Raw genomic sequence first — 11,283 nt, forward strand, 5'->3', positions numbered from 1 at the left:
GGTGGCCCGGCGGCTGCGGCCCTACCTGGACGCCCCGGCGACCGCCATGGTCGACGCCCTCACCGCCGGCGGTTTCGTCCCCGGCGCCGTCGAACTGCAGGCCCGGCTGGCCGGGCTGTCCTTCCTCTGACAACAACTTCTCCTGGAGGCCCCCGATGAGATTCCGACCCTTGATCCTGCTCGCCGCCACGACGCTGGCCCTCTCCGCCTGCAGCGCCGGCAGCCTCGGCTCCAGCGACGACGAAGGCGGCGGCAAGGTCGCGCTGGCCTTCCTGGTCGACAATTCCGAGGACAGCGTGCGGATCGGCGAACAGCTCGCCAAGGACTTCACCGCCGCCAACCCCGACATCACCGTCAAGGTCGAGACCCGCCCGCAGGGCACCGAGGGCGACAACCTGGTCAAGACCCGGCTGTCCACCGGCGACATGACCGACGTGTTCCAGTACAACTCCGGGTCGCTGTTCCAGGCGCTCGCCCCGCAGAAGAACCTGGTCGCGCTCAACGACCAGCCCTGGGCGGGCCGGCTCGACGACAACTTCAAGACCACCGTGTCGACCGGCGGAAAGACGTACGGCGCGCCGTGGGGCGGCTTCATCGCCGGCGCCGTCATGTACAACCGGGCCGTCTACGCCAAGCTCAATTTGCAGGTCCCGAAGACCTGGGCCGAGTTCATGGCCAACAACGCCAAGATCAAGGCGGCCGGGATCGCCCCGGTGATCCAGACCTACCAGGACACCTGGACCTCCCAGCTGTTCGTGCTGGGCGACTTCCACAACGTCACGGCGGCCGAGCCGGACTTCGCCGGCAAGTACACGAAGAACCAGGCCAAGTACGCCACCTCGGCGGCCGCGGTCAAGGGCTTCCAGCACCTGCAGGAGGTGCACGACGCCGGCTACCTGAACAAGGACTTCGCCTCGGCCAAGTTCGACGACGGACTCAAGAAACTGGCCAAGGGCGAGGGCGCGCACTACCCGATGCTGTCCTCGGCGATCAGCACCATCGTGGCCAACTACCCGGAGCAGGCCAAGGACGTCGGACTGTTCGCCATCCCGAGCGACGACGCCGCCCGCAACGGCCTGACGGTCTGGTCCCCGGCCGGCGTCTACATCCCGACTTCGACCGAGGGGCCCGCCCTGGACGCGGCCAAGAAGTTCCTCGGCTTCATCGCCAGCCCGGCCGGGTGCGCCTCCGCCGGCACCGCGAGCACCCCGGTCGGCCCGTACGCGGTCAAGGGCTGCGCGCTGCCGGCCGACGTCACCCAGGTCGCCAAGGACACCCAGCCGTACCTGGACCGCGACGGCGGTTCCAGCCTGGCGCTGGAGTTCCTGTCCCCGATCAAGGGCCCGGCGCTGGAGCAGATCACCGTGGAGGTGGGCTCGGGGATCCGCAAGGCGGCCGACGGCGCGGCCCTCTACGACAAGGATGTGCAGAAGCAGGCCCAGCAGCTCGGGCTCGAGGGCTGGTGACCCCGACGGTGGCGCGCAGCCCGTACCCGTACTGGTTCTACCTGCCCGCGGCCGTGATCTACGGCCTGCTGTTCATCATCCCGACCATCACCGCGTTCTACTTCAGCCTGACCCGCTGGACCATCTTCGACTCGCAGTTCATCGGCCTGGACAACTACGTCACGTTCTTCCGCGAGCCGGCCCTGGTCTCGGGCCTGACCCACACGCTGATCTACGCCGTGGTCACCTCCGCCGCGAAGGTCGTGCTGGGCATGCTGCTGGCGCTCCTGCTCACGTCCCGGATCGTCGGACGCGGCTTCCTGCGCTCGGTGGTGTTCTTCCCGGTGCTGGTCAGCACGATCGGGGTCGGCCTGACCTTCACGGTGCTGATGAACCCGGACCAGGGTCTGATCAACGACGCGCTGGCCGTGGTCGGCATCGACGGGCCGGCCTGGCTAACCGACCCGAGCTACGCGCTGCTGTCAGTGGCCCTGGTCGACGTCTGGAAGGGCGTCGGACTGGCCACGGTCATCTACATCGCGGGCATCGTGAGCATCCCGAGCGAGTACTTCGAGGCGGCCAAGGTCGACGGGGCGGGCGCCTGGGACAACTTCCGCCGGATCATCCTGCCGCTGGCCCGCCCGGCCACGGTCACGGTCATCCTGCTGTCGCTGATCGGCGGGCTGCGCTCGTTCGACCTGATCTGGGCCATGACCCGCGGCGGGCCCGGCTTCACCTCCGACGTCATCGCCTCGGTGATCTACAAGCAGTACCAGGCCGGCTTCTACGGCCTGTCCACCGCGGGCAACGTCGTGCTGTTCCTGGTCGTGACGGCGATCGTGTTCCCGCTGTCCCGGCTGCTCAACCGCAAGGAGGTCGACCTGTGAGCGCCGCGCCCGCTTCCGTACCGCGCCGCAAGCCGCGCCCGAACTATCTGCTCAGCACGGTCGCGATCCTGGCGTCGCTGGTGGTCTTCGTGGTGCCGTTCGTGTTCATCGTGCTGACCGCGGTGAAGGACCGGCGGGAGGCGGCGGAGTTCGACTTCTCCTGGCCGCAGCAGTTCCAGCTGGTGCAGAACTTCGTCGACGTGATCCAGGCCCGCGACTACCTGCTGCTCATCGCCTACATCAACAGCACGATCCTGACGGTGGCCAGCGTGACCATCATGGCGGTCACCTCGGCGATGGTCGCGTACGTGCTGCAACGCCGGCGCAGCCGGTGGAACGGCTTCGTCAACTTCCTGGTGCTGTCCGGCCTGATCATCCCCCCGGCCGTGGTACCGACCATCTGGGTGCTGCAACGCCTCGGGCTGTTCCGCACGATGCCCGGCCTGATCCTGGTCGAGGTGGCCTTCGGGCTGGCCTTCTGCGTGCTGCTGTTCCAGGCGTTCATCGCGACGATCCCCCGGGAACTGGACGAGGCGGCGGTGATCGACGGCGCGGGCCCGGTCCGGCTGTTCTTCCGGGTCATCTTCCCGCTGCTGCGCCCGGTGATCGTGACGGTCGTGCTGGTGCAGTCGGTGTTCGTCTACAACGACTTCGTGAACCCGCTGTACTTCCTGCCGGGCGAGCAGAACGCGACCGTGCAGCTGACGCTGTACAACTTCAACAGCCAGTTCAACACCCAGTACAACCTGCTGTTCATGGACATCCTGCTGATCACGATCCCGCCGCTGATCATGTTCCTGGCCTTCAACCGCCAGATCGTGGCCGGCATGACCGCGGGCGCGGTGAAGGGCTGACTCACAGCCATGTCCCGGTCTTGGCGACGAGGCGGGCGGCCACCGCGCATGGATCGACGCCGCCCCTTCGCCGCCGTGCGGGCCGCCGATAGGTTTGCGGTATGTCATCGATCCCGACGGAGCTGTTGCCGGATACTCGTCGTGCGCTGGTCCACCGGTTGGCCACAGGTCAGGTGCAAGGGCGGGCGCCTTCGGTCGTCGCTGCCGTGGTGCGTGACGGCCGGCCGGTGTGGGTGGACGGCTGGGGAACGGTGGACGGCCGGGTGCCGGACGGTGACGTCCAGTACCGGATCGGCTCGATCACCAAGACCTTCGTGGCCGTGCTGGTGCTGCGCCTGCGCGACGAGGGGCGGCTCGCGCTGACCGATCCGCTGGCCGAGTACCTGCCCGGCACGGTGGCCGGCGAGGTCACCATCGGCGCCTTGCTGGCGCATACCGCTGGGCTGGTCGCCGAGGCACCCGGTCCGTGGTGGGAACGAACCCCGGGGACGCTGCGCCCCGAGCTGCCCGATGTGCTGGGCAACGATCCGCGGGTGCATCCGGCCGGACAGCGCCATCACTACTCCAACCCCGGCTATGCCCTGCTCGGCGCGCTGGTGGAGCGGCTTCGCGGTCAGGCGTGGGGCGAGGTCCTGCGGCGTGAGGTGCTGGAACCGCTCGGGATGAGCCGGACCACCCTGCTGCCGGTCGCCCCGCACGCCACGGGCTGGGCGGTGCACCCCTGGGCTGACGTGCTGCAGGCAGAGCCCGCCGTGGACACCGGCCTGATGGCGCCGGCCGGGCAGCTGTGGTCGACCGCGACGGACCTGGCCCGGTTCGCCGCGTTCCTCGTCGACGGCGACGAGCGGGTGCTGCATCCGGACACCGTCGCGCAGATGCGCGCCCCGGCGAGTCCGCCGGAGGCGAAGGACTGGGACCACGGGTACGGGCTCGGCATGCAGCTGCTCCGCCGCGACGGCCGGCTGCTGGCCGGGCACACCGGCTCGATGCCGGGCTTCGTCGCCACCGTGTGGGTCAGCCCCGAAGACTCCCTGGGCGCGGTCGTGCTGAGCAACGTGACCTCCGGCCTGGCCGTCGGCTCTCTCACCGCCGACCTGCTGCGGACGGTCGCCGAGCGGGAGCCGCGGATCCCGGCGCCGTGGCGTCCGCTGCCCTCGGTCGAGCCGCAGCTCCTGGAGATCGCCGGGCCGTGGTACTGGGGGCCGGCCCCCCACGTGCTGCGTCCGCTGGCCGACGGCTTCCTGGAGCTGGGCCCAGTGTCCGGGGGCGGACGCGGCACCCGGCTGCGCCCCACCGGCGACGGCAGCTGGGAGGGGCTCAGCGGCTACTTCGCCGGCGAGCGGCTGCGGGTCCAGCGCGACGCGTCCGGGGCGGTCAGCCACCTGGATCTGGGCACCTTCATCTTCACCCGGCAGCCCTATCACCCCGAGGGGCCAGTGCCCGGCGGTGTCGACCCGGCGGGTTGGCGGGCCGGCTGACCGTGGCTCCTGCGTTGCCCGGACCGTGTAGTTGTCGCTCGCGTTCCGGTGCTAATCGAGCGGGATGACGCGGAAGTCGGTGACGAAGCCGGCGATCCGCCCGTCCGCGGTCCGGCCCACGTAGGTCGCGTAAACGCCGTCGCCCCACCCTGATCCGACGACGTACACATTCGCCGCCGTGCCCTCGTCGACGACCGCGGCGATGACGGCTTCGATCGGGTCAGTGGGGATCTGCGCCGGGATGAACGTCTCTTCGATCCGGTCGTAATCCCATCGGCTCAGCGCCTCGATCGCGACCTGGTCGGCGAGCGTGCCGGTGCCCGCGTCCACCCCGTATCCGAAGAAGCCGTCGTCGCCCAGACCGGTCACGTCCTGGCCCGGGAGCAGTGCCATGGTCCATTCAGCGACCGGCTCGTCCGCGACCACCAGGTGCAGAGCGGCTATCCGCCGTTGCGACTCCGAGCCGTCCTTGACCAGAACCGCCACCGAGGCCCGCAGGTTGTAACTGCCCGGCGGCACCGCGTCGACGAACGGTATGGACCGCGGGACGAGCGGGTCGCACCCGACGACCTTGCCGGTCGGCAGCACTACCCGACCGAGCTCACGAGGCTCGACAACGTAGACGATCCCGCCGTGCTCGGCGCGATACCCAGCGGTCAGGAGAAGATCAAGATCAGGCACGTACGGCATGCCGCGCACCCTATCCAGATCATGCAGGTGTGGACTGCGGCGGGTTCGCGGGCCGACACCGGCTACGACGAGCGTGAACTCAGTCCCACCACATGCGCCAGACCGGGGCGTCCAGAAGGCTGGCGGCCAGGTCTGTGAGGGTGTCAGCACGGTAGTAGTCGTACTCACCGTCGTTGTATTGCCGGTATTCCCAGGCCAGCGCCAGTGCGTCCGGCCGGGTGGCCGGCGGGCGGGAGACTGCGTATTCGAGTGTCGTGCCGGTCCAGACGACCGGCTCTGCCCCGTACCGGCCGTGCCAGTAGCGCATGATCGCAGCGTGTTCAGCCGGGTCCGGGGTCCAGAAATCGTCATATTCCAGGGTCACCGGCACCAGCCACGATGCGATGGCGGGCACCAGGGCAACGGTGACCTCCGTCGGCTGCCCGTTCCCATCGTTCGCAAGCCCGAACCCGCATCGTGCCGGCTCTTCGGGCCACACCCCTTTACCGGCCAGTTCGTCGCGGAGCGTCACGGCGTAGCCCGGCGAGCTGGTATCCAGATAGCGCTCGCCCCATCCGGTCAGGACTGCGGCACCATCGAGGGCCCGCGCGTCGGCCGGCGACCAGTTCTTTCTGGAACCGTTGTACGACTCGGTGAGATATTCGGGGGTCTCGTCGTCCATCAGCAGCGGCCAGAGCCCGCTCTCCGGGTGCGCCAGCCGCAGCCGCTCCCACCACTGCAGAGCCGCATCGCCTTCAGCCTGGAAGCCGGCAACTTCGATGCCGGACGGCGTGACGAACAACGGCCGGGTCGGTGGCAGGTCGCGCATCCGGCCATGTTGATCGAACAGCACCTCCCGGTCAAGAATGGTCATCTCTTCCTCGGAACACGCTCGTCTCGGCATGATCGAGTGCACTCAGCTCGGCAGTTCAGGTGCTCGGCGGTCAAGCCGGCCGACCGCCCACGGCGATGGCTCGCCGCTGATCGGCGCGCACGGACGCGGCATCACGAGCTGAGGAGATCGAGGTCGCGGACGCAGAAACCGTGGTGCGCCCACTCCTCGTTCAGCACCACCTGAACGCACTTCAGCATCGACCTTCCCACGGCGTACGACGGCCAGCCCGGCCCCTCCGGCACCGGCGCGGGCGCCGAGAGCTCATCAGCCGTCACCGTCGACAGCCAACGTTCCAGCTCAGCGCCTTGCACCTCGCGCACGGCCAGCACCTCGTCGAGACTAGGAGCCGCCGCCCGGTCCAGGCCCTGCTCCTCCTGGTCAGGGACGAAGTCGGATGCCAGCCCGATCGCGGTGAACGGCTCGGTCGATCCCAGACAGCAGCGGCGGAACCACGAGTCGTGCACGAACACCAGATGGCGCAGGGTTTCCACCGCCGACCATTCGCCGCCCACGCGCTGGTGCTCGGAGCCCGTGGGCATCGCTCGCAGGCGCTCGACGGTCTGCGCCCAGCCGGCCCGCAGCTGCCGGACAGCCTGCAGCAGCTCCGCCGGATCGGCTGAGCGCAGCAGCAGCCGCACCGGATATCGCCGGTCCAGCTCGGCTTCGACGTACGACGTCACCTCGACCCCGTTGACCACCAGATTGGTGACCAGCCCGTCGATCACCGCGTCCTGCATCACCACCCCGATCAGCCGGGCCCGGGTCAGATCACACTCGCGGAACTCGGCATCCGTCAGGTCCTGGTCCTCGAAGCTCTTCATGCCGGGCAGTATCCACCGGGGCACCGACAACTTTTGGGAGCCGCTGTATTGCCGGCGTATCGAAATCCGCATACGCCACCGCAACGGACATTCGTCTTCAGTGGAGGCATGGACTCAGACTCGGTACGTGGCATCGGTCGGCGGCGACTGCTCACCTCAGGCGGGCTCGCCGCCGCCGGCGTGGTGGCAGGCGCCGAACCCGCGAGGGCCGGGCGCGATCGGATTCCGCCGGACACCCGGCCCGGTGGAGCCTTCGACCGGTACGTGGCCAAGCTCGCCGCCGACGGCAGGTTCTCCGGTGTGGTGCTGCTGGCGCACCGGGGCCGGACGGTGTTGTCGCGCAGTTACGGCATGGCCGACAAGGCCAAGGGCATCCGCAACCACGAGGGCATCGCGTTCAACCTCTCCTCGGCCGGCCAGCCTTTCCTGTCGGTGGCCATCCTGCAGTTGCTGCAGCGGGGCCGGCTGACGCTGTCCGACCCGGTGGGCAAGCATCTGAAGGACCTTTCCGGGGAGATCGCCGAGAAGGTGACCATCCATCACCTGCTCACCAGCACGTCCGGGCTGGACGCCCCGATGCCGGACTGGCAACGCGTCTTCCACAGCCGGCAGGAGGTGCACGAGGACACCGAGCAGTGGGCGCGGCAGGCGACGCTGGTGGGGGTCCCCGGCGCGGCGTCCAATGGCCACCGGCCCGGCGGCGGCGTCGGTCTGGCCATGGCCGCGCAGATCGTGGAGGCCGTGTCCGGCATGACGTTCTGGGACTACGTGCACCGGCAGGTCTTCCGGCGCTGCGGCATGACCGGCTCGGCGTTCTACACCCGGGAGCAGTGGCTCACCGACGAGCACATCGCGCACCCGTACATGCTGCAGGCCGACGGCAGTCTCGTGGACGCCGTGCGGAATCTGGACAAGGGCAGCGTGGATCCCTTCACCCAGGGCCGGAATCCGGGCCGCGGCTTCATCGGGCAGGCCTCGGGCGGCGGCTTCGCCACCGCGCCGGACCTGGTCCGGTTCGCCGAAGCGCTACGGGCCGGCACGGTGCTGGACCGGCCCTACGCCGATCTGTTCGCCGGGGCCAAGCTCCCCGGCCCGGATCCCACGTCGTTCCACGGGTACACGATGCCCATCAGCATCAGCAACGGTCAGTGGGTGATCGGGCGCGGCGGCGCGGACGCCGGCGTCGGCGCCAACTGGAGCATCTACCCGGACACCGGCTGGGTGGGTGTCGTCCTCAGCAACGACGACCACCTGCCGATCCAGGATCTCCTGCTGCGGCAGGAAGCCGCCATCACCGGCGCGCCGGTCAACCCGCCGTCCGGGGGCGGCGGCTGAAGCGCGGGGACGGCGTCACGACGCGGCGTCGGCCACGTCCGGTGGCGCCGAACGGGGCGTCGCGCGTACCGCCGCGAGCGTGACCCCGCCGTCCTGCAACAGCGCCGCGTCGACGTCCTCGATGAACAGCAGATCGGCCTCCACGTGCCGGGCGGCGGCCGACAGCAGGAGATCGACGACCGGATCGGACGCCTCGGCGCGCAGGGCCCCGACGTTACGCAGCTCGCGCAGCAGCAGGCCGCGCTGGTGACGCAACAGGGCCCGCACGGTGTCGGCCGAGCCGGTGCGGGCCGCGGCGGTCACCTTGAGGAAGAAGTCGTCCCGGAAGCCGCTGCCGCGGGGGCTGGGCTCGTCGAGCCAGCGGGCCAGCTCGGCGGCCCCGGACGGCGTGATCGTGTAGACGACGCGGTCGGGCTTGACCTGCTGGGAGAGCCGGCGGGAGGCCACGTGGCCGTCGCGGGAGAGCCGTTCGAGGACCTGGTACAGGTGCCCGATGTTGAGCGTGCCCCACTGTGGCCCGACCGCCGCCTCGAACGCGCTCTTCAGCTCGTAGCCGTAGCTCGGGCCCGCGGCCAGCAGGGACAGGACCGCGTGCTGGATCGGCATCGGAACCTCCGTCGGTCGCGCCCGGACGCGCTTGCATTGTGACAATGTATCGCGCAGAGTGGGCTCAGCGATCGGGGGAGGTCGGGATCTCGTGTTCCGCTTCGTGTGGCGGTACGTGCGCGGCCGGCTCGGCAGGTCGGTGGCGCTGCTGGCGGGCATGCTGGTGGCGACCACCGGCTTCGTCGTGCTCACCGGCTCGGCCGCCGCCAGCCGCCTCGAGGTGACCGGCGCGGTCCAGGGCGGGACCCGGGCGGCGTACGACATCCTGGTCCGCCCGAAGGGCAGCCGCACGAGCCTGGAGGCCGCCGACGGCCTGGTCCGGCCCAACTACCTGTCCGGGCAGTTCGGTGGCGTGACCACCGGCGACTGGGCCGCCGTCCGGTCCGTGCCCGGCGTCGCGGTGGCCGCGCCCATCGCCATGGTCGGTTACTCCACGATGGGCCTGCCGGCTCCGCTCGACATCACCGACGCCGTCGACCGCACGGCCGAGACCCAGGTGATCCGCGTGGACCCGACGTTCCTCGCCGAACGCGGCCTGTCGAAGGGCAGAGCCACACCCCTTTACGTGTACGTGACGCGCCGGCCCGTGATTCGCCCGGAGGTGCCGAAGGGCATCTTCAACGACACGGACGACATCCGTTACAGCGACGGCAAGTCGTACCCGATCGACGAATGCGGCGGCGGGGCGGTCCTGGCCGTCCGGGAGGTGCTGCCCGGCGGCCGGACCGCCCCGGTGTGCGAGGTGGCGTCGCAGGCACCCGACGGCCCCGACCCGTACCAGAGGACTCCGGTCCTGGTCGCCCGCATGCTGCCGGACGGGCGTTTCGACCTGCGCCGCAACCAGGCCGTGGCCGATGTCCAGCCCGAGGAGCGGCTCCGGGTCGACATTCCCTGGGAGATGCCGTTCCTGCTCGCCGCGGTCGACCCGGAGGCCGAGAGCCGGCTGGTCGGATTGTCCGACGCGATGGTGAAGGGCCGGCCCCTGAAGCGCGACGACGCACCGTGGCGCCAGGACGGCGCCGACGTCGGGAACCGCACGTTTCCAGTGCTGGCTTCCAGCCGCGCCTATGTGGACGCGGTGGTGAGCGCGGTGTACACCCGGCTGCGCCCGCCGGTCGTGGCCGGCCTGCCGTCCAAAGAGCTCACCACTGCGCTCCGCGGTGCGCCGGCCACCGCGACCGGTGGCGGGCAGAGCGACGTCGACGCGAACTACCGCGGCCGGATGGAGCAGATCGTCGACCGGGGGCAGGGCGGCGCGGCCCTCGACGCGGTCATCCAACCCGGTCCGACCCAGTACGACCGGTTGCCCGACGGCACGTTGCGCGCCGTCACCCGTCCCGGCGACGAGCGGATCTTCGACACGCCCAGTCGGATCGGCGGATCCCGGCCCTGGCTCACCACCGACCAGTGGTTCCGGCCGCTCACCAATCACGTGCTGCTGGACGACCCCTCGGGGACACGGTTCCAGAGCTGGACGCCGATCGGCATGTTCGACCCCGAGCGGCTCACCGGCTTCAGCGATCTGGCGCGGGTGCCCCTGGAGACCTACGAGGCACCCTCGGCCCAGGGCGCGGACGCGGTCAGCCGTACGGCGCTCGGCGACCGGCCCCTGCTGCCCAGCGGCAACCCGGGCGGCTACCTGACGCCGCCGCCGATGCTGCTCACCAGCATGAGCGTGCTGCCGGACCTGCTGACCGGTCCGGCCGCCGCCCAGGGCAAGGCGCCGATCAGCGCGATCCGGGTACGGGTGGCCGGCGTCGACGGTTACAGCCGCGAGTCCGCCGAACGGGTCCGGATCGCCGCCGAGGAGATCGCCCGCCGCACCGGCCTCGACGTCGACATCACGCTCGGCTCGTCGCAGGCGGCGCGGACCGTCGAGCTGCCCGCCGGCGCGTTCGGCCGGCCGGTGCTGCGCCTGACCGAGCGCTGGTCGTCGATCGGTGTCGCGAGCCGGATCGTCGAGGCGGTCGACCGCAAGAGCCTCGTGCTGTTCGCGCTGGTGCTCGTCGTGTGCGCGCTGTTCCTTAGCAACGCGGTGAGCGCGGCCGTCCGGGACCGGCGCACCGAGCTGGCGGTGCTCACCTGTCTCGGCTGGCCGCCGGGACGGGTCACCGCGGCGCTGCTCGGTGAGCTGGCGCTGCTCGGGCTCTTCGCCGGGCTGCTGTCGGTGGGACTGGCCTGGCCGCTCGGGCGGCTGCTCGGCGTACACGTGTCGCCCGGTCATGCGCTGCTCGCCGTACCGGTCGCCGGTGCGGCCTCGACGAGCGGTCATGCAGGCCGGCTTCGCCTTCGG

General features: G+C 70.4%; 10 protein-coding genes. 6 read left to right on the plus strand and 4 right to left on the minus strand.

The genetic code is table 11. The annotated features are described in order from the left end of the window. Positions 1-155 precede the first annotated feature (155 nt). The 4 genes from AB0C29_RS16260 (at position 156) to AB0C29_RS16275 (ending at position 4,664) form a co-directional block, all read left to right on the plus strand. Positions 156-1,466: an ABC transporter substrate-binding protein gene (locus tag AB0C29_RS16260; protein WP_360820883.1), complete on the plus strand. Its 1,311-nt coding sequence runs from the start codon at positions 156-158 to the stop codon at positions 1,464-1,466. Then, on the plus strand, positions 1,463-2,332 hold the full coding sequence (locus AB0C29_RS16265) for a sugar ABC transporter permease (RefSeq protein ID WP_360820884.1): 870 nt from the start codon (positions 1,463-1,465) through the stop codon (positions 2,330-2,332). Before AB0C29_RS16260 ends, AB0C29_RS16265 begins: the two co-directional genes overlap by 4 nt. Continuing rightward, the gene (locus AB0C29_RS16270; protein ID WP_360820886.1) at positions 2,329-3,186 is read left to right on the plus strand and encodes a carbohydrate ABC transporter permease; all 858 of its coding nucleotides are present in this window, start codon (positions 2,329-2,331) and stop codon (positions 3,184-3,186) included. The genes AB0C29_RS16265 and AB0C29_RS16270 overlap by 4 nt, the downstream gene beginning before the upstream one ends. Positions 3,187-3,287: 101 nt before the next feature. Continuing rightward, entirely contained in the window at positions 3,288-4,664 is a 1,377-nt protein-coding gene (locus AB0C29_RS16275) for a serine hydrolase domain-containing protein (RefSeq protein WP_360820888.1), read from the plus strand. A gap of 51 nt (positions 4,665-4,715) precedes the next feature. Here the strand turns inward: AB0C29_RS16275 and AB0C29_RS16280 are convergent, their stop codons facing one another. The 3 genes from AB0C29_RS16280 to AB0C29_RS16290 form a co-directional block, all read right to left on the minus strand. Further along, positions 4,716-5,354 carry a DUF4241 domain-containing protein gene (locus tag AB0C29_RS16280; RefSeq protein WP_360820890.1) on the minus strand — a complete coding sequence of 213 codons (639 nt, stop codon included), beginning with the start codon at positions 5,352-5,354 and terminating at the stop codon, positions 4,716-4,718. Between the two features lie 79 nt (positions 5,355-5,433). Beyond that, entirely contained in the window at positions 5,434-6,207 is a 774-nt protein-coding gene (locus AB0C29_RS16285) for a DUF4253 domain-containing protein (RefSeq protein WP_360820892.1), read from the minus strand. 131 nt (positions 6,208-6,338) lie between these two features. Then, complete coding sequence (locus tag AB0C29_RS16290; RefSeq protein ID WP_360820894.1) at positions 6,339-7,049, minus strand: DinB family protein; 711 nt, start codon at positions 7,047-7,049, stop codon at positions 6,339-6,341. A gap of 108 nt (positions 7,050-7,157) precedes the next feature. On the opposite strand from AB0C29_RS16290, the gene AB0C29_RS16295 reads away from it, so the two are divergent. Beyond that, complete coding sequence (locus AB0C29_RS16295; protein ID WP_360820896.1) at positions 7,158-8,384, plus strand: serine hydrolase domain-containing protein; 1,227 nt, start codon at positions 7,158-7,160, stop codon at positions 8,382-8,384. A gap of 15 nt (positions 8,385-8,399) precedes the next feature. Here the strand turns inward: AB0C29_RS16295 and AB0C29_RS16300 are convergent, their stop codons facing one another. Then, complete coding sequence (locus AB0C29_RS16300; RefSeq protein WP_360820898.1) at positions 8,400-8,990, minus strand: PadR family transcriptional regulator; 591 nt, start codon at positions 8,988-8,990, stop codon at positions 8,400-8,402. A gap of 91 nt (positions 8,991-9,081) precedes the next feature. Here AB0C29_RS16300 and AB0C29_RS16305 point away from each other — a divergent pair. After that, positions 9,082-11,283: FtsX-like permease family protein (locus tag AB0C29_RS16305; protein WP_360820899.1), on the plus strand; the 2,202-nt coding region annotated here is incomplete at its 3' end.

Source organism: Actinoplanes sp. NPDC048791, from assembly GCF_040650095.1.
Lineage (GTDB): Bacteria > Actinomycetota > Actinomycetes > Mycobacteriales > Micromonosporaceae > Actinoplanes.

Bases quoted from the DNA above. Each gene is read 5' to 3' on its own strand.
- AB0C29_RS16260 (WP_360820883.1), top strand. From the start codon at position 156: ATGAGATTCCGACCCTTGATCCTGCTCGCCGCCACGACGCTGGCCCTC.
- AB0C29_RS16275 (WP_360820888.1), top strand. From the start codon at position 3,288: ATGTCATCGATCCCGACGGAGCTGTTGCCGGATACTCGTCGTGCGCTG.
- AB0C29_RS16280 (WP_360820890.1), bottom strand. From the start codon at position 5,354: ATGCCGTACGTGCCTGATCTTGATCTTCTCCTGACCGCTGGGTATCGC.
- AB0C29_RS16285 (WP_360820892.1), bottom strand. From the start codon at position 6,207: ATGACCATTCTTGACCGGGAGGTGCTGTTCGATCAACATGGCCGGATG.
- AB0C29_RS16290 (WP_360820894.1), bottom strand. From the start codon at position 7,049: ATGAAGAGCTTCGAGGACCAGGACCTGACGGATGCCGAGTTCCGCGAG.
- AB0C29_RS16295 (WP_360820896.1), top strand. From the start codon at position 7,158: ATGGACTCAGACTCGGTACGTGGCATCGGTCGGCGGCGACTGCTCACC.
- AB0C29_RS16300 (WP_360820898.1), bottom strand. From the start codon at position 8,990: ATGCCGATCCAGCACGCGGTCCTGTCCCTGCTGGCCGCGGGCCCGAGC.